This window comes from Burkholderia mycopellens, from assembly GCF_964265025.1.
GTDB lineage: Bacteria > Pseudomonadota > Gammaproteobacteria > Burkholderiales > Burkholderiaceae > Burkholderia.
The window spans coordinates 2,860,526-2,879,015 of the sequence record NZ_OZ183802.1; the positions used below are offsets into that span (position 1 = coordinate 2,860,526).

Sequence of the window (18,490 nt, forward strand, 5' to 3'; positions counted from 1 at the left end):
ATTACTTCACCCAGATGTTGAGCGGCGACATCATCCAGAAGCCGACCACGACCACCCAGACCACCGTGACGGGCAGGAACACCTTCCAGCCCAAGCGCATGATCTGGTCGTAACGGAAACGCGGGAACGTCGCGCGAACCCAGATGAACACCGACAGCAGCGCGAATATCTTCAGCACCAGCCAGAAGATGCCCGGGATGAACGACAGGAATTCGAACGGTGCGTCCCAGCCACCGAGGAACAGCGTGGAGGCCAGCGCCGAGATCACGATCATGTTGATGTACTCGGCGAGGAAGAACAGCGCGAACGCCATACCCGAGTAATCGATCATGTGACCGGCAACGATTTCCGACTCCCCTTCCACCACGTCGAACGGGTGGCGGTTCGTTTCGGCGATGCCCGAGATGAAGTACACGACGAACGCCGGCAGCAGCGGCAGCCAGTTCCACGACAGGAAGTTCACGCCGTGGCCCGCGAAGAAGCCGTGCTGCTGCGAGCCGACGATTTCCGACAGGTTCAGGCTGCCGGCCGTCATCAGCACCAGCACCAGCGCGAAGCCCATCGAGATTTCGTACGACACCATCTGCGCCGCGGCACGCATCGCGCCGAGGAACGCGTACTTCGAGTTCGACGCCCAGCCCGCGAGAATCACCGCGTACACGCCGATCGACGAGATCGCCATCGCGTACAGCAGGCCCGCGTTCACGTTCGCGAGAACGGCTTCCGCCTGGAACGGGATCACCGCCCACACCGCGAATGCCGGCACGACGGTCATGACCGGCGCGATCAGGTACAGCCAGCGGCTCGCGGCGCTCGGCTGAATGACTTCCTTCAGCAGCAGCTTCAGCACGTCGGCGATCGGCTGCAGCAGGCCGCCGGGGCCGACGCGGTTCGGGCCGAGACGCACGTGCATCCAGCCGATCAGCTTGCGTTCCCACAGAATCAGGTACGCGACGCACAGCAGGATGACGACGGAGACGACGAGGATGCGCACGATTGCCCACACCGTCGGCCACGCGAAGCCGAGAAGCTGGGACCCGCCCGCGTTGATCGTATCGAACAAGCTCATTTACGCCTTCTCCACCACCAGTTCACCGGACAGGCTACCGAGCGCTGCGCCGGCAGGCGTCGCCGCCGACACGCGAACGACGGTCTCCGCAAGATTCGCGTCGCGCACGGCCGGCAACTGCACCGCACGCTCGCCCTGGCGCACGCGCACCGCGTCGCCTTCCTTCAAGCCCAGCTTGTCGAACAGCGCGGCCGGCAGGGCTGCGGCATTCGCCGCCTTCGCGGCGGCCGTCAGGTGCAACGCACCTGCGCGGCGCACGAGTGCGTCGGCGTGATAGATCGGCACATCGGCCAGGCGCTCGAAACCGCCGTTCGCGGCATTCGCCGCAACGCGCACCGGCGCAACCGACGTCTGGTTCGACAGGCGGCTCGCGACGCCGGCGTCGCCAAGTGCTGCGAGACGCACGTCTTCCACGGTCTCGTATTCGAAGTTCGGCAGGCCGAGCAGGCTGCCGAGCACGCGCAGCACCTTCCAGCCCGGACGCGTGTCGCCGAGCGGGCGCACGACGCCGTTGAAGCTCTGCACGGTGCCTTCCGCATTCACGTACGTACCGGCCGTTTCCGTGAACGGCGCAACCGGCAGCAGCACGTCGGCGTAGTCGAGGCCGTGCTTGAACGGCGACATCACGACGACCATTTCCGCCTGGTTCAGCGCGGCAAGCGCCTGTGCCGGATCTGCGGTGTCGAATTCCGGTTCGACGTTCAGCAGCACGTAGCCCTTGCGCGGCTGCGCGAACGCTTCGCGTGCGTTCAGGCCGCCTTCGCCCGGCAGCGCGCCGACGACGTGCGCGCCAACCGTGTTCGCCGCTTCCGTCAGGAAGCCGAACGTGGCGCCGGTGTTATCGGCGATCCACTTGGCGACGGCGTGCAGCTTTGCGAATTCCGGATGGCGGACCGCGACGTTGCCGAGCAGCACCGCGCGGCGTTCGCCGTTCGCGAGCGACTGGGCGACGGCCTGCGCGGCCGACGATGCCGTGACGCCCGCGAGCGTGTCGGGCAGTGCGACGCCGCGCAGTTGCGCGACGGCCGCTGCGATACCGGCCAGCTGGTCGAGCCATGCCGACGGTGCGGCAACGATGCGCTGCGCGGTTGGGATCAGTGCGTCGTCACCGGTCGCGTGCAGGAAGTGCAGCTTCGCGCCGTTCTTCGCGGCCTGACGCAGGCGGGCGGCGAACAGCGGGTGGTCGCGGCGCAGGAACGAACCGACGACGAACGCGGCGTCCACGTTCGACAGGTCGGCGATCGGCATGCCGAGCCACGGTGCGCCCTGGGCCGGCGCCGAGAAATCCTGCTGACGCAGACGGAAATCGACGTTCGGCGTCTTCAGTTCGTTGGCGAGCTGCTTCACGAGGAACAGCTCTTCAGCGGTGCTGTGCGCGCTCGCGAGCATCGCCAGCGCGTTCGCGCCGTGATCCGCGGCGATGCCCTTCAGGCCCTTCGCGACGTATTCGAGTGCGGTCTGCCAATCGGTTTCGATCCACTGGCCGCCCTGCTTCAGCATCGGCTTCGTCAGGCGCTCTTCGCTGTTGAGGCCTTCATACGAGAAGCGATCCTTGTCCGAGATCCAGCATTCGTTGATGGCTTCGTTCTCGAACGGCAGCACGCGCATCACGCGGTTGTTCTTCACTTGGACGACGAGGTTCGCGCCGACGGAATCGTGCGGGCTCACCGACTTGCGGCGCGACAGTTCCCACGTACGGGCGCTGTAGCGGAATGGCTTGCTGGTCAGCGCGCCGACCGGGCACAGGTCGATCATGTTGCCCGACATTTCGGAATCGACCGTCTTGCCGACGAACGTCGTGATTTCCGAGTGCTCGCCGCGGCCCAGCATGCCGAACTCCATCACGCCGGCGACTTCCTGACCGAAGCGGACGCAGCGCGTGCAATGGATGCAGCGCGACATTTCTTCCATCGAGATCAGCGGGCCCACGTTCTTGTGGAACACCACGCGCTTCTCTTCCGAGTAGCGCGACGACGACTTGCCGTAACCGACCGCCAGATCCTGCAGCTGGCATTCGCCGCCCTGATCGCAGATCGGGCAGTCGAGCGGGTGGTTGATGAGGAGGAATTCCATCACCGACTGCTGCGCCTTCACGGCCTTGTCGGATTGCGTATGGACGATCATGCCGGCCGACACGGGGGTCGCGCAGGCAGGCACGGCCTTCGGCATCTTCTCGACTTCGACGAGACACATCCGGCAGTTGGCCGCAACCGACAGTTTCTTGTGATAGCAGAAGTGAGGAATGTACGTATCCGCCTTGTGCGCAGCCTGGATCACCATGCTGCCTTCGGGCACCTCGACCTTCTTGCCGTCTATTTCAAGTTCAACCATGATGGTGAATGGTCCTTAACCTATTTCCGCCCGTTCGCGCCTTCGCCCGACCGTGCGCTCAAATTCCGCAACCGGGTTCGCTTCAGGCTGCCGCCGCGTGCGCGTGGCCGCCGACCATGCAGTGCTTGTGCTCGACGTGGTACGCGAATTCGTCCCAGTAGTGCTTGAGCATCCCGCGTACCGGCATCGCCGCCGCATCGCCGAGTGCACAGATCGTGCGGCCCATGATGTTCTCGGCAACCGAGTTCAGCAGGTCCAGATCTTCCTGGCGGCCTTCGCCGTGCTCGATACGGTTCACGACGCGATACAGCCAGCCGGTGCCTTCACGGCACGGCGTGCACTGGCCGCACGATTCCTCGTAGTAGAAGTACGACAGGCGCAGCAGCGAGCGCACCATGCAGCGCGTCTCGTCCATCACGATCACCGCGCCGGAACCGAGCATCGAGCCCGCCTTCGCGATCGAATCGTAGTCGAGATCCGTCTGCATCATGATGTCGCCCGGGATCACCGGCGCCGACGAACCGCCCGGAATCACGGCCTTGATCTTCTTGCCGCCGCGCATCCCGCCGGCAAGCTCCATCAGCGTCGCGAACGGCGTGCCGAGCGGCACTTCATAGTTGCCCGGACGCTCGACGTCGCCCGACACCGAGAAAATCTTCGTGCCGCCGTTGTTCGGCTTGCCGATCTCGAGGTAATTCTGCGGCCCGATGGACAGCAGGAACGGCACCGCCGCGAACGTCTCGGTGTTGTTGATCGTGGTGGGCTTGCCGTACACGCCGAAGCTCGCCGGGAACGGCGGCTTGAAGCGCGGCTGGCCCTTCTTGCCTTCGAGCGACTCGAGCAGTGCCGTTTCCTCGCCGCAGATGTACGCGCCGTAACCGTGGTGCGCGTGCAGCTGGAACGAGAATTCCGAGCCCATGATGTTGTCGCCGAGGAACCCGGCAGCGCGCGCCTCATCGAGCGCGGCTTCGAAGCGTCGATACACTTCGAAGATTTCGCCGTGGATGTAGTTGTAGCCGACGGTGATGCCCATCGCGTACGCGCCGATGGCCATGCCTTCGATCAGTGCGTGCGGGTTCCAGCGCAGGATGTCGCGATCCTTGAACGTGCCCGGCTCGCCTTCGTCCGAGTTGCAGACGAGATACTTCTGCCCCGGGAACTGGCGCGGCATGAAGCTCCACTTCAGGCCGGTCGGGAAGCCTGCACCGCCACGGCCACGCAGGCCCGACGCCTTGACGTCGGCGATCACCTGCTCGGGCGGAATCTTTTCTTCGAGAATGCGGCGCAGCTGCTTGTAGCCGCCGCGCGCGACGTAATCTTCGAGATGCCAGTTCTCGCCGTTCAGACCAGCGAGGATCAGCGGTTTGATGTGACGGTCGTGGAGGGACGTCATTTCGAGAGCTCCTCAAGCAGCTGGTCGATCTTGTCGCGGCTCATGAAGCTGCACATTCTGTGATTGTTCACCAGCAGCACCGGTGCATCGCCGCACGAGCCCATGCATTCGCCTTCCTTCAGCGTGAACTTGCCGTCGGGCGTGGTCTCGCCGAAGCCGATGCCCAGCTTCTGTTTCAGGTAGTCGGCAGTCGCTTCAGCGCCACCGTCCGGACCCAGCTGGCACGGCAGGTTCGTGCAGAGCGTGATCTTGTGCTTGCCGACCGGGTTGAGCTCGTACATCGTGTAGAACGTCGCGACTTCCTGCACGGCAACGGCCGGCATGCCGAGATAGTCCGCAACGAACTGCATCAGTTCGGGCGACAGCCAGCCGTGCTCTTCCTGAGCAACGGCCAACGCCGACATCACGGCGGACTGTTTCTGATCGGCGGGATACTTCGTCAACGCTCGATCGATTTCCTTCAGGCCTTCAGCTGAGATCATTTTCAGACACGACTCTTTCAATTCCTACCGAACGAACAACCTGCCGCACACTGGGGTGCATGGACGGCAGACCTGGCGCTCACTCTGTTGACAGCTTGCGAAGCCGCGCCGGTTCAGCGCGCATCGCGTGTGACTTACTGCTCGCCGCCCGCTCGCGCGGGCAGCGCAACCATTAGCGATCGATTTCGCCGAACACGATGTCCTGCGTACCGATGATCGTGACGGCGTCGGCGATCATGTGACCGCGCGCCATTTCGTCGAGCGACGCCAGGTGAGCGAAACCCGGTGCGCGAATCTTGAGGCGATACGGCTTGTTCGCACCATCCGACACGAGGTAGATGCCGAACTCACCCTTCGGATGCTCGACCGCCGCGTACGCTTCGCCTTCCGGCACATGGAAACCTTCGGTGAAGAGCTTGAAGTGGTGAATCAAGTCTTCCATGTTGGTCTTCATGCCAACGCGCGACGGCGGTGCAACCTTGTGATTGTCCGTCATCACCGGGCCCGGATTCTTGCGGAGCCACTCAATACACTGTTTCGCGATGCGGATCGACTGGCGCATTTCTTCGACGCGCACCAGATAGCGGTCGTAGCAATCGCCGTTCACGCCGACCGGCACGTCGAAATCCATGCGATCGTACACTTCGTACGGTTGCTTCTTGCGCAGGTCCCAGGCGATGCCCGAGCCGCGCAGCATCGGGCCCGTCAGGCCCATCTGCAGCGCACGTTCCGGGCTGACAACGCCGATCCCGACCAGACGCTGTTTCCAGATCCGGTTGTCGGTGAGCAGCGTTTCGTATTCGTCGACGCACTTCGGGAAGCGCGTGAAGAAGTCGTCGATGAAGTCGAGCACCGAGCCGCTGCGCGCTTCGTTCATCTTCGCGAGCGCCTTCTCGTTGCGAATCTTCGACGCCTTGTATTGCGGCATTGCGTCAGGCAGGTCGCGGTAGACGCCGCCCGGACGGTAGTACGCCGCGTGCATCCGGGCGCCGGACACCGCTTCGTACACGTCCATCAGGTCTTCGCGTTCGCGGAATGCGTACAGGAACACGGCCATCGCGCCGACGTCGAGCGCGTGCGCACCGATCCACATCAGGTGATTCAGCACACGCGTGATTTCGTCGAACAGCACGCGGATGTACTGCGCACGCTCCGGCACGTCGATGCCGAGCAGCTTTTCGATCGCGAGCACGTAGCCGTGCTCGTTGACCATCATCGACACGTAGTCGAGACGGTCCATGTACGGCACGGACTGGATGAACGTCTTGGATTCCGCAAGCTTTTCGGTCGCGCGGTGCAGCAGGCCGATGTGCGGATCGGCACGCTGGATGACTTCGCCGTCGAGCTCGAGCACGAGGCGCAGCACGCCGTGCGCTGCCGGGTGCTGCGGGCCGAAGTTGAGCGTGTAGTTCTTGATTTCTGCCATGACGCCCCCTTAATGTTTCAGACCGCCATAGCGATCCTCGCGGATCACGCGCGGCGTGATTTCGCGCGGCTCGATCGTCACCGGCTGGTACACGACCCGCTTCTCTTCCGGGTCGTAACGCATTTCGACATAGCCCGACACCGGGAAGTCCTTGCGGAACGGGTGGCCGATGAAGCCGTAGTCGGTGAGGATGCGGCGCAGGTCGGGGTGGCCTTCGAACACGATGCCGTACAGGTCGAACGCTTCGCGCTCGTACCAGTTCGCGGAGGTCCAGATGTCGACCAGCGATGCCACGATCGGCAGGTCGTCGTCCGGCGCGAATGCGCGCAGGCGCAGGCGCCAGTTGTTCGTAACCGACAGCAGGTGCGACACGGCCGCGAAACGCGGGCCGTCGTAAGCGCCGTCGCCGAAGGTCTGGTAGTCGACGCCGCACAGGTCGATCAGCTGCTCGAAACGGAGCTTCGGATCGTCGCGCAGTGTCTTTGCGACTTCGAGGTAATCGCTCGCCTTCACGACGAGCGTCAGTTCACCGATCGCTTCGGTGAGGCTCACCACGCGCGCGCCGAGCGCGGCTTCGAGGTTTGCCTTGAGAGTCTCGATTTTGCTTGCCATATTGAGGGGACGCTCGGGGCTTTATTGACGGGCGATGGTATTGGTGCGGCGGATCTTCGCCTGAAGCTGGATCACGCCGTAGACCAACGCCTCGGCCGTGGGCGGACAGCCCGGCACGTAGACGTCGACCGGCACGATCCGGTCGCAGCCACGGACCACCGAGTACGAGTAATGGTAGTAGCCACCGCCGTTCGCGCACGATCCCATCGAGATCACCCAGCGCGGCTCGGCCATCTGGTCGTACACGCGGCGCAGCGCGGGCGCCATCTTGTTGCAGAGCGTGCCAGCGACGATCATCACGTCCGACTGACGCGGGCTCGGGCGGAACACGACGCCGAACCGGTCCAGGTCGTAACGGGCCGCGCCCGCATGCATCATTTCGACGGCGCAACACGCGAGCCCGAACGTCATCGGCCACAGCGAGCCGGTACGCGTCCAGTTGATCAGCTTGTCAGCCGTCGTGGTGACAAACCCTTCCTTCAAGACCCCTTCGATACTCATTTGCTTTCCACTCCAGACGAGCGACCGAGCGTGGCCGCCCATGCAAACCGGCGATTAACCCATCACTCCCAGTCGAGGCCGCCTTTCTTCCAGATATAGGCAAAGCCCAGCAGGAATTCGAGCAGAAAAATCATCATTGCGATGAAACCCGGCCAGCCGATATCCCGGAGCGCGACGCCCCACGGAAACAGGAATGCGGTTTCGAGATCGAAGATGATGAACAGGATAGCGACGAGGTAGTACCGGACGTCGAATTTCATCCGGGCGTCTTCAAAGGCCTCGAAGCCGCACTCGTACGGTGCATTCTTCTCGACGTCCGGCTTGTTGGGACCCAGGAGCTTGCCGATGCTGACCAGCGCTATACCTAAACCAGTGCCCACGAGGAGGAACAACAAGACGGGGTAATAGGCTGCGAGGTTCAAGGCAATCCTCTATCGGTTGGTTCTGAGCGTCCGGAGAATACCACCATCCGGCGGAAGGAATCATTTCGGAGTGCATGCGATCGCAAGACAACCGCAAGCACACCCCAGAAATGAAAAATGCCAGCCACTAGAAGCGGCTGGCATTGAGTAACTTTGGTGCCGACGGCGAGACTCGAACTCGCACAGCTTTCGCCACTACCCCCTCAAGATAGCGTGTCTACCAATTTCACCACGTCGGCACTGCATGCAACCGGGGTTGTAACTACTTGTTTCCCGCGAATCGCTTCAAGAATTAAATTCTAACCTGACTTCCAGAATTGTTCAACGCACAACCGCAAAAATTTTAACTTTTTATTTCGGGACGTCCTGGCCCGGCGCGCTTGCAGCCGAACCCGCGGCAGCGGATGCCGCAACGGCCGGCGCCGATGCTGCAGGCGCGGATGCCGGTGCGGTCGCGACCCCACCCAGCACGCCCGCCGACGGCGTCGACTTGTACGAACCGAGGTACGTCAGCGCGAGCGTCGCGACGAAGAAGATCGTCGCAAGAATGCCCGTCGTACGCGACAGGAAGTTCGCCGAGCCCGTTGCGCCGAACAGGCTGCCCGACGCGCCGCTGCCGAACGCGGCACCCATGTCCGCACCCTTGCCGTGCTGCAACAGCACGAGACCAATCACACCGAGTGCTGACAGCACCTGCACCACAATAATCAGCGTCTTGAATAACAGCATCACACCCACCCGAATGGATCAGGCGACCGGACCGACCGGCCGCCGTCATGGTTCAATTCGATCGCAGACCGCTCAACGCGCGGCCCGGCAGATCGCCAGGAAATCTTCCGCCTTCAGCGACGCGCCGCCGATCAGGCCACCGTCGATGTCCGGCTGCGCAAACAGCTCTTCCGCGTTGTCCGGCTTCACGCTGCCGCCGTACAGCACGGACACGTCCGCCGCGCCCTTTGCCGCGAGACGCGCGCGCAGGAACGCGTGCACGTCCTGTGCCTGCGCCGACGTCGCGCTCTTGCCCGTGCCGATCGCCCAGACTGGCTCGTACGCGACGACGATCCGTGCAGCTTCATCGGCCGTCAGCACGGCCAGCACCGCGTCGAGCTGCGCACCGACCACCTGCTCGGTCGCACCCGACTCGCGCTCGTCGAGCGTCTCGCCAACGCACACGACAGGCGTGAGCCCGGCTGCGAGCGCGCGCTGCGCCTTCGCCGCGACCGTCTCGTTGCGTTCGCCGTGATACGCCCGGCGCTCCGAGTGACCGACGATCGCATAGCGTGCGCCGAACTCCGCGACCATCGCGGCCGCTACTTCACCGGTGAACGCGCCCTGCTCGTGCGCCGACACGTCCTGCGCACCCCACGCGACACGGCCGCCGTCGAGTTGCGCCTGAACCTGCGCGAGATACGGGAACGGCACGCACACGCCAACCGACGTTTCGGCCGCCACCGCGCCCGCGCCCTGCACCACTTCGTTCAGCAACGCCTGGTTGCCGGCCAGCCGGCCGTGCATCTTCCAGTTGCCGATCACACGCTTAGTTCTCTGTTTCGACATCGTGTCTGTCTCGTCACCGCTTGGTCATTAACGCACCGGAATCCGGCCGTCAGGTTTGATCTGGCGAAGCAAACCGGCGATTTTACTGCGCGCGGCTTGAACCGGTCAAACCGCGCATGTCAAGCCCGGCCGCACGGGCCGTCAGGCGTTCGTACCCCAATCGAGCACGATCTTGCCGGTGTGCTCGCTGCTTTCCATCAGCGCGTGCGCCTGCGCGGCGTCCGCAGCCGGCAATACGCGATAGATCACCGGCTTGATGCGGCCGTCGGCAAGTAGCGGCCACACGCGTGCCTTCAGTTGCGCGGCGATCTGCGCCTTGAACTCGACCGGACGCGGGCGCAGCGTCGAACCCGTGATCGTCAGCCGGCGACGCAGGATCTCGCCCAGGTTGACATCGGCCTTCGCGCCGCCGAGCAGCGCGATCAGCACGAGACGGCCGCCATCCGCGAGCGCGGACAGTTCGCGCGGCACGTACGAGCCCGCCACCATGTCGAGGATCACGTCGACGCCGCGATCGTGCGTCAGCGACTTCACGACCTCGACGAAGTCTTCGGTCTTGTAGTTGATCGCGCGTTCGGCGCCGAGCGCCTCGCACGCGCGGCATTTGTCGGCGGTGCCGGCCGTCGCGAACACGCGAAAACCGAGCGCATGCGCGATCTGGATTGCCGTCACGCCGATGCCGCTCGAGCCGCCCTGCACGAGCAGCGTTTCCTGCTCGCCCCCCTCTCCCGCGCCGAGCTGCGCGCGATCGAACACGTTGCTCCACACCGTGAAAAACGTTTCGGGCAGCGACGCGGCCTCGATATCGGTGAGCCCGCCGGGCACCGGCAGGCATTGCGGCAGCGGCGCGACCGCATACTCGGCATAGCCGCCGCCCGCGAGCAACGCGCACACGCGATCGCCGAGCTTCAGGCCGAACGGATTCAGCGCGGCGTCCGACAGATCGCCGCCGACGATCTCGCCCGCGACCTCGAGGCCCGGCAGATCCGACGCACCCGGCGGCGGCGCATACGCGCCCTTGCGCTGGAACACGTCGGGCCGGTTCACACCGGAAGCCGCCACCTTGATCAGCACTTCGCCGCGCTTCGGTTCGGGGCGCGAACGCTCCGCAAGCTTCAGCACGTCGGGGGCACCGAATTCGGTGATTTCGATGGCTTTCATGGTGGTGGTCGCTCCAGGATCAGGTCGGAATCGGATGACGCGCCCGCACGCGGCACGGGCGCCCGGCCGGCGCTGCTGCGCCGCACAACGATGCTACAGAAAAAACGGCCGGCACGCTTTCGCACTGCCGGCCGTTGATCCGCCTGCCCGCTTACTGCTGCGGCGGCGTGTCCGACTGCGGCGCCGCCGCTGCTTCATTCAGCAGCGCCTTCGCCGACAGACGCACGCGACCCTTTTCGTCCGTCTGGATGACCTTGACCTTCACTTGCTGGCCTTCCTTCAGGTAGTCATTGATGTCCTTCACACGCTCGTTGACGATTTCCGAGATGTGCAGCAGACCATCCTTGCCCGGCAGCAGGTTCACGATCGCGCCGAAATCGAGCAGCTTCAGAACCGTGCCTTCGTACACCTGGCCGACTTCGATTTCGGCCGTGATGTTCTCGATACGCTTCTTCGCTTCGGCCATGCCGTCGCTGTTCGTGCTTGCGATCGTCACGACGCCGTCGTCGGAGATGTCGATGGTCGTGCCGGTTTCTTCCGTCAGCGCACGGATCACCGAACCGCCCTTGCCGATCACGTCGCGGATCTTTTCCGGGTTGATCTTGATCGTGATCATGCGCGGAGCGAATTCCGACAGTTGCGTGTTCGCGCCGGAAACGGCTTGCGTCATCTTGCCGAGGATGTGCATGCGGCCTTCCTTCGCCTGTGCGAGCGCGACCTGCATGATTTCCTTCGTGATGCCCTGGATCTTGATGTCCATCTGCAGCGCCGTCACGCCTTGCTCCGTGCCGGCCACCTTGAAGTCCATGTCGCCGAGGTGATCTTCGTCGCCGAGGATATCGGTCAGCACCGCGAACTTGTTGCCTTCGAGGATCAGGCCCATCGCGATACCCGCGACGTGCGCCTTCATCGGCACGCCGGCGTCCATCAGCGCGAGACAGCCGCCGCACACCGATGCCATCGACGACGAACCGTTCGATTCGGTGATTTCCGACACGACGCGGATCGAGTAGCCGAATTCATCGGCGCTCGGCAGGCACTTGACCAGCGCACGCTTCGCGAGGCGGCCGTGGCCGATTTCGCGGCGCTTCGGCGAGCCGACGCGGCCCGTTTCGCCGGTCGCGAACGGGGGCATGTTGTAGTGGAGCATGAAACGCTCGCGGTACTCGCCTTCGAGCGCATCGATGATCTGCTCGTCGCCCTTCGTGCCGAGCGTCGCGACGACCAGCGCCTGCGTCTCGCCGCGCGTGAACAGCGCCGAGCCGTGGGTACGCGGCAGCACGCCGGTGCGGATTTCGATCGGGCGCACGGTGCGCGTGTCGCGGCCGTCGATGCGCGGCTCGCCGTTCAGGATCTGCGAACGGACGATCTTGGCTTCGATGTCGAACAGCACGTTGCCGACGGTTGCCTTGTCTGCCGCGACCGTACCGGCCGCCTGCGCGTCTTCCTCGAGCTTCGCCGAGGTTGCTGCGTAGACTTCCTTCAGCTTCGCCGAGCGTGCCTGCTTGTCGCGGAGCTGGTAAGCAGCGAGCAGGTCGTTCTGTGCCAGCTCGGTCACGCGCGCGATCAGCGCTTCGTTCTTCGGTGCCGGCTGCCAATCCCACTCGGGCTTGCCGCCTTCGCGCACCAGTTCGTGGATCGCGTCGATCGCGACCTGCATTTGCTCGTGGCCGAACACCACGGCACCCAGCATCACGTCTTCCGACAGTTGATCGGCTTCCGATTCGACCATCAGCACGGCACGTTCCGTACCCGCGACGACGAGGTCGAGGCTCGATGCCTTGATCTGGTCACGCGTCGGGTTCAGCACGTATGCATTGTCGATGTAGGCAACGCGTGCGGCGCCGACCGGGCCGTTGAACGGCAGACCCGACACGGCGAGCGCAGCCGATGCGCCGATCAGCGCGGGGATGTCCGCCGGGATTTCCGGATTCACGGACAGCACGTGGATCACGACCTGGACTTCGTTGTAGAAGCCTTCCGGGAACAGCGGGCGCAGCGGACGGTCGATCAGGCGCGACGTCAGCGTCTCGTGCTCCGACGGACGGCCTTCGCGACGGAAGAAGCCGCCCGGGATCTTGCCGGCCGAGTACGTCTTCTCGAGGTAGTCGACGGTCAGCGGGAAGAAATCCTGACCCGGCTTCGCCGACTTCGCGCCGACGACGGTTGCCAGCACGACGGTGTCTTCGACGTCGACGATCACGGCACCACTTGCCTGGCGAGCGACTTCACCGGTTTCGAGGCGCACCTTGTGCTGGCCCCACTGGAATTCCTTCACGACCTTGTTGAACATGGACATGGTTGCTCCTTTGAATTCATGCATTTCATTCGCCGCGCCGGCCATCCCGCGCGGCGGCGTCCCGACCGAATCACCCGGAGCAAGGTGTGTTTTTTATGCCATTCCAGCGCGGCGCTCGTGCAGCGACGCGCTGGAATGACACAAATCCTGCCCCGGTATCGGTCGTTGCGGCGGCCCCGCACCTACGTGCCGGACAGCCTGCGGTGCGCGTGACGCTACGCACCGCGCAAAAACAAAATGCCTGTATCAGCGGACTGACACAGGCATCTTGCTGGCGGCAATCGCCTCGATTACTTACGCAGACCCAGCTTCTCGATCAGTGCGCGGTAACGGTCGGCATCCTTGCCCTTGAGGTAGTCGAGCAGCTTGCGGCGGCGGCTCACCATGCGCAGCAGGCCGCGGCGGCTGTGGTGATCCTTCGCGTGGGTCTTGAAGTGACCCGTCAGTTCGACGATACGTGCGGTCAGCAGTGCGACCTGGACTTCGGGCGACCCCGTGTCGTTGGTACCGCGGGCGAACTGAGCAACAACTTCCGACTTCTTGATATCTGCAACAGACATGTGATTTCCTTTCTAACTGAACAGGCGGACACGGAAGAATGGCCGTGCCGTGACTTACAACCGGCGCGCATTGTAGCACAACTCCGCGCCGTTCTTACCGTCTCCTGTCACGGGCGCGTCATCGAGCAGGCGGACGGCATCTCCGTGCGCTGCGCCGGCACCGCAAGCACCGTCCGGAAGCCGTAGCCCGAACCCTCGTTGTCGAAGCGCACGCCCGGCGTGCCGACCTTGTCCATCTCCATCACGTAAAGGGGCTGGATCAATTGATGATCCTGCGCCCGCATCCGCGACGCGTGGAAGCCGTCGTCGAACGACAGGCCCTCCAGCGCGCGCGCGACCGCGACGGGGTCGGCCGAACCCGCGCGGTTCATCGCGGCGGCCAGCATCTCGATCATCAGGCTCATCCGTCGTACCGGGTAGTCGTCCTGGGCGGCCGGAAAACGGTTCCGGAACGCGCGGTAGAACGCGTCGGATTTCGCGCCGCCCGCGTTCGGGTGCCAGTCCGCCACGGCCACGACCCGCCCGACACCGGCATCGCCGAGTGCGGCCGGCGCGCCCAGGCTGTTGCCGTAGAAGGTATAGAACTTCGCATTCAGCCCCTGCTCGCGCGCCGCCTTCACGAGCAGCGTGAGGTCGTTGCCCCAGTTCCCGGTCACGACGGCGTCGGCGCCGCTCGCGCGGATCTTCGCGATGTACGGCGAGAAATCCTTGATTCGCCCGATCGGGTGGAATTCGTTGCCGGCGATCGCCACGTCCGGGCGCCGCGCGGCCAGCGCCTGCCGCGCGAGCGCGCTGACGTCGTGGCCGAAACTGTAATCCTGATTCAGCAGGTAGACCTTGCGGAGCGCGCGGTCGCGCGCCATCACGTCCGCGAGCGCGGCCATCCGCATGCCCGCGTGCGCATCGAAGCGGAAATGCCAGAAACTGCAGCGCGCCCCGGTCAGCGCCGGATCGTCGGCCGAATAGTTGAGAAACAGCGTCCGGCTGTCCGGATCGCGCGCGTTCAGCTTGTCGAGCGCCGCGACCAGCGCGGCTGCGACGGCCGAGCTATTGCCCTGCGTGACGAACCCGATATGGCGGTCCGCGGCCGCGCGCAACTGCACGAGTGCTTCCTCGGGGCTGCCCTTGCTGTCGAGTACGACGAGTTCGAGCGGATGCGCGCCGTCGCGCAGCTTCACGCCGCCCGCCGCGTTGACCTGCTCGACGCCGAAGCGCAGGTTGCGCTCGACCGCCGCGCCCGCATTCGCGAACGGGCCCGACATCCCTTCGATCAGCGCGATCCGCACCGGCTCGCCGCCGGCAAACGCGGACGACGCCAGCATCCACCCCGCGCTCAACGCGAGCGCACATCGCTTCCATCCCTGCATCGGCCACCTGCCCTTCAATCTGCCCGAGAAGCGCGGATCATAGGCCGTCGCCCCCGCCGCCCGCAAGCGCGGCACGCCCGGCGATCCGCACCGAATTTTTTCGCGCGATGCGCGGTCGCGCGCCGTCCGTGATAAAACGGGACTTGTTTCCGTGTTCTGGAGAATCCCCATGCGCATTCGCATTTCCGCGCGCCTGCCGGTGCTGCTCGCCAGCGCCGCCGCGCTGCTGGCCGGTTGCGCGCAACCGTGGCAGCAATACCAGGCCGGCCAGGACGAGTCGGCGATCGTCGCACGCATGGGCCCGCCGCGCGAGATCTACGACCTGCCCGGTGGCGGCAAGCGCCTGATGTGGCCGACCCAGCCGATGGGAGAAATCACCATCGCGGCCGACGTCGACGCGGCCCACAAGATCGTCAACGTGCGCCAGGTCCTGCAGCCGAACGAGTTCTATCGCGCAGAGATCGGCAAATGGACGAAGACCGACGTCCTCGTCAACTTCGGACGCCCCGTCGAGACGTCCTACTTCCCGCTGATGAAGCGCGAGGTGTGGACCTACCGGTATCTCGAGGACAACGTCTGGTACATGATGTACAGCTTCTACTTCGATCCGCAGGGCATCCTGCGTATCACGCAGAAAACGCCCGACCCGCTGCACGACCCCGACCGCCGCAACCTGTTCTGACCGATTACGCATTTACGCGCAATTTTCACCGTGGCCATTCACGAATCATTGCGTGAATGGCCATTTCCTTTTTCCCGTCTCTCTATTAATTCGGAAAATTCGGCGGAAATCTTTTCCGATCGATGACATTCCGATGGCACCACGCTGACATCCCCGTCATGCGGGCCTTTGCGCGAAAACAGGCACGCGCGGGGCATGTCATGCGGAGAATTGGTGCACGCAATGCACTACGCCCAATCAATTTGAAACAAATTGTTTCAACCCACCCGAAGCACTAGGGCATACCCCTAATATCAGTCAAAACCAAACCTTTCAATTTAGAAAGAATATCATTGCGTCATTTCTGCCGATATCCGTTTGCCTTTATCAAAAAGGAGTCCTCATGAATCGCCCCAAGAGCATGCTGGTTGCCAACATCGCCTGGGCCCGCGAAACGCGTGAATACACGCCCGGCTTCTTCGACGCGCTCGCGCGCGGCCAGAACCCGCGCGTGCTATGGATCGGCTGCGCCGACAGCCGCGTGCCGGCCGAAACCATCACGCACTGCGCGCCCGGCGAGCTGTTCGTCCATCGCAACATCGCGAACCTGTTCCATCCCGACGACGACAATTCCGCCAGCGTGCTCGAATACGCGGTGCGCGTGTTGAAGGTCGACCACGTGATCGTGTGCGGGCACTACGGATGCGGCGGCGTACGCGCATCGCTGCTGCCGCCACCAGCCGACCTGCCGCACGTCGCACGCCGCATCGCGCCGCTGTGCGCGCTCGCGCGGCGCCATCGCGACGCGCTGGACGGGCTCGACGACACGGCCGCCGCAGACCGCCTCGCAGAACTCAACGTGCTCGAACAGGTGCGGCTGCTGCGCGCGTCCCCGATCGTGCATGGCCGCGAACGGCCGCCGCTCGTGCACGGCTGGATTTTTTCCCTCGCCGACGGCCGCCTGCAGGAACTCGATTCCGGCTACACCACACCGGCCGTCGACGTCGAATCCGTGCAGGCCGCGACGGCCGGCGCGCTCGGTTGACCTACCCCGCCCCAAGCCAATGAAATCGCCCCAACCATGAAACTGAACGAGCGCCTGTCCACCCTGCCGCGCGACATCGTCGCCGGCGTCGTCGTTTTCCTCGTCGCGCTGCCGCTCTGTCTCGGCATCGCCAATGCTTCCGGCGTCGAGCCGTTCGCCGGGCTCGTGTCCGGCATCGTCGGCGGCATCGTCGTCGCGCTGCTGAGCGGCTCGTCGCTGTCCGTCAGCGGGCCAGCCGCCGGCCTCGTCGTGATCGTCGTCGAAGGGATCGCGCAACTCGGCAGCTTTTCCGCGTTCCTGCTCGCGGTCCTGCTGTCCGGCGTACTGCAGTTCGGGTTCGGCATGCTGCGCGCCGGCCGTTTCGCCGCCTATGTGCCGTCGCCCGTCATCAAGGGCATGCTCGCGGCGATCGGGCTCCTGCTGATCCTGAAGCAGATTCCGTTCGCATTCGGTATCGGCGGCTCCGCCGCGCAATCGTTTGCGAATTGGCCGGGCCTGCCGGTCGCGTGGGCCGCGACGGCCATCGCGCTCGCGTCGCTCGCACTGCTGGTCGCATGGGACACGCCCGCGCTGCGCCGCTTCGTACTGGTGCGCTCGGTGCCGGCCCCGCTCGCCGTGGTCGTGCTGGGTATCGGCGCCACGCTCGCGCTGAGCGTCGTCGCACCGTCGGTTGCGCCGGGCGCCGCCCATCGCGTGACGCTGCCCGAGCTCGGGTCGTTCGCGGCCTTCGCGGCGTCGCTCAAGCATGCGGAGCTCGGCCCGAACTTCGCGCAGCTCGTCAATCCGGACGTGTGGCGCGTCGCGATCACGCTTGCGGTCGTCGCAAGCCTGGAGACGCTGCTGAGCCTCGAAGCAGTCGAGCAGATCGATCCGAAGCGCCGGCCGACCCAGCCCGACCGCGAGCTCAAGGCCCAGGGCGTCGGCAATCTCGTCGCGGGTGTGGTCGGCGGGCTGCCGATCACATCGGTGATCGTGCGCAGCTCGGTGAACGTCAATGCGGGCGCGCAAAGCCGGATGTCGGCAATCGTGCACGGGATGCTGCTGCTCGCGAGCGTGTTCGCGCTCACCGGCCTGATCAACCTGATCCCGCTCGCGAGCCTGGCCGCGATCCTGATCCACACCGGCTTCAAGCTCGCGAAACCGGCGCTGTTCCGTTCGGTAATGAAACAGGGCCCGGCCGCGTTCGTCCCGTTCGCCGCGACGATTGCCGGCGTGCTCGCGGTCGACCTGCTGTTCGGCATCGCGCTCGGCCTTGCCTGCAGCGTGCTGGCGGTCGCCGCCGCGAACCTGAAGAGCCCCGTCACGCTCGCGCAGCACGACGACCACTTCCTGCTGTCGTTCCGCAAGGACGTGTCGTTTCTCGGCAAGGTCCAGGTCAAGCACCACCTGCGGCACATTCCCGACCGGGCCGCGGTGATCATCGACGCGACGCGCGCCGACTACATCGACCACGACGTGCTCGAACTGCTCGACGCGTTCGTCGCCGATGCGCCGCGACGCGGCATCACGGTCGAGTTCCGGCGGCGCAGCCCGGCGCCGCGCACGGCCACGCGCCGCTGGCTGTTCCGCGCGCCGGCCGCCGAATGAGCGACGAATGAAAAACG

General features: G+C 64.7%; 17 protein-coding genes and 1 tRNA gene. 3 read left to right on the top strand and 15 right to left on the bottom strand.

The features are described from left to right. Position 1 precedes the first annotated feature (1 nt). The 15 genes from nuoH to ACPTTC_RS13295 form a co-directional block, all read right to left on the bottom strand. The gene (nuoH, locus tag ACPTTC_RS13225) at positions 2-1,069 is read right to left on the bottom strand and encodes an NADH-quinone oxidoreductase subunit NuoH (protein ID WP_175951140.1); all 1,068 of its coding nucleotides are present in this window, start codon (positions 1,067-1,069) and stop codon (positions 2-4) included. Beyond that, positions 1,070-3,400, bottom strand: a complete 2,331-nt coding sequence (gene nuoG / locus ACPTTC_RS13230; RefSeq protein WP_423392738.1) for an NADH-quinone oxidoreductase subunit NuoG — start codon at positions 3,398-3,400, stop codon at positions 1,070-1,072. 82 nt (positions 3,401-3,482) lie between these two features. Continuing rightward, on the bottom strand, positions 3,483-4,793 hold the full coding sequence (gene nuoF, locus ACPTTC_RS13235) for an NADH-quinone oxidoreductase subunit NuoF (protein WP_006478267.1): 1,311 nt from the start codon (positions 4,791-4,793) through the stop codon (positions 3,483-3,485). Next, positions 4,790-5,275 (bottom strand): NADH-quinone oxidoreductase subunit NuoE, encoded by a 486-nt coding sequence (nuoE, locus tag ACPTTC_RS13240; RefSeq protein ID WP_175951137.1) that lies wholly within the window; start codon positions 5,273-5,275, stop codon positions 4,790-4,792. Before nuoE ends, nuoF begins: the two co-directional genes overlap by 4 nt. 172 nt (positions 5,276-5,447) lie before the next feature. Beyond that, positions 5,448-6,701 (bottom strand): NADH-quinone oxidoreductase subunit D, encoded by a 1,254-nt coding sequence (locus ACPTTC_RS13245; protein ID WP_034184888.1) that lies wholly within the window; start codon positions 6,699-6,701, stop codon positions 5,448-5,450. Between the two features lie 9 nt (positions 6,702-6,710). Then, positions 6,711-7,313 (bottom strand): NADH-quinone oxidoreductase subunit C, encoded by a 603-nt coding sequence (locus ACPTTC_RS13250; protein ID WP_006478264.1) that lies wholly within the window; start codon positions 7,311-7,313, stop codon positions 6,711-6,713. 21 nt (positions 7,314-7,334) lie between these two features. After that, on the bottom strand, positions 7,335-7,814 hold the full coding sequence (locus ACPTTC_RS13255) for a NuoB/complex I 20 kDa subunit family protein (RefSeq protein WP_006398799.1): 480 nt from the start codon (positions 7,812-7,814) through the stop codon (positions 7,335-7,337). A 62-nt stretch (positions 7,815-7,876) separates the two neighbouring features. Further along, positions 7,877-8,236 (bottom strand): NADH-quinone oxidoreductase subunit A, encoded by a 360-nt coding sequence (locus ACPTTC_RS13260; protein ID WP_006398798.1) that lies wholly within the window; start codon positions 8,234-8,236, stop codon positions 7,877-7,879. Positions 8,237-8,390: 154 nt separating this feature from the next. Beyond that, positions 8,391-8,475, bottom strand: a tRNA-Leu gene (locus tag ACPTTC_RS13265). A gap of 112 nt (positions 8,476-8,587) precedes the next feature. Next, a complete protein-coding gene (gene secG, locus ACPTTC_RS13270; protein WP_011352700.1) occupies positions 8,588-8,965 on the bottom strand; it encodes a preprotein translocase subunit SecG in 378 nt (125 codons plus the stop codon). Between the two features lie 72 nt (positions 8,966-9,037). Then, positions 9,038-9,793, bottom strand: coding sequence for a triose-phosphate isomerase (gene tpiA / locus ACPTTC_RS13275; RefSeq protein ID WP_152856377.1), 756 nt, complete (start codon positions 9,791-9,793; stop codon positions 9,038-9,040). Positions 9,794-9,934: 141 nt separating this feature from the next. After that, entirely contained in the window at positions 9,935-10,954 is a 1,020-nt protein-coding gene (locus ACPTTC_RS13280) for an NAD(P)H-quinone oxidoreductase (RefSeq protein ID WP_175951135.1), read from the bottom strand. 151 nt (positions 10,955-11,105) lie between these two features. Further along, on the bottom strand, positions 11,106-13,253 hold the full coding sequence (gene pnp, locus ACPTTC_RS13285) for a polyribonucleotide nucleotidyltransferase (protein ID WP_226198851.1): 2,148 nt from the start codon (positions 13,251-13,253) through the stop codon (positions 11,106-11,108). A gap of 290 nt (positions 13,254-13,543) precedes the next feature. Next, entirely contained in the window at positions 13,544-13,813 is a 270-nt protein-coding gene (rpsO, locus tag ACPTTC_RS13290) for a 30S ribosomal protein S15 (protein WP_006398792.1), read from the bottom strand. 107 nt (positions 13,814-13,920) lie between these two features. After that, entirely contained in the window at positions 13,921-15,180 is a 1,260-nt protein-coding gene (locus ACPTTC_RS13295; protein ID WP_423392739.1) for a branched-chain amino acid ABC transporter substrate-binding protein, read from the bottom strand. 169 nt (positions 15,181-15,349) lie between these two features. Here ACPTTC_RS13295 and ACPTTC_RS13300 point away from each other — a divergent pair, with 169 nt between their 5' ends. From ACPTTC_RS13300 to ACPTTC_RS13310, 3 genes are all read left to right on the top strand, one after another. Continuing rightward, the gene (locus ACPTTC_RS13300) at positions 15,350-15,862 is read left to right on the top strand and encodes a hypothetical protein (protein WP_174915878.1); all 513 of its coding nucleotides are present in this window, start codon (positions 15,350-15,352) and stop codon (positions 15,860-15,862) included. A 382-nt stretch (positions 15,863-16,244) separates the two neighbouring features. After that, positions 16,245-16,886 (top strand): carbonic anhydrase, encoded by a 642-nt coding sequence (locus tag ACPTTC_RS13305; RefSeq protein ID WP_423392740.1) that lies wholly within the window; start codon positions 16,245-16,247, stop codon positions 16,884-16,886. A gap of 36 nt (positions 16,887-16,922) precedes the next feature. Next, positions 16,923-18,473 carry a SulP family inorganic anion transporter gene (locus ACPTTC_RS13310; RefSeq protein WP_423392741.1) on the top strand — a complete coding sequence of 517 codons (1,551 nt, stop codon included), beginning with the start codon at positions 16,923-16,925 and terminating at the stop codon, positions 18,471-18,473. The last annotated feature ends 17 nt before the right edge of the window (positions 18,474-18,490 follow it).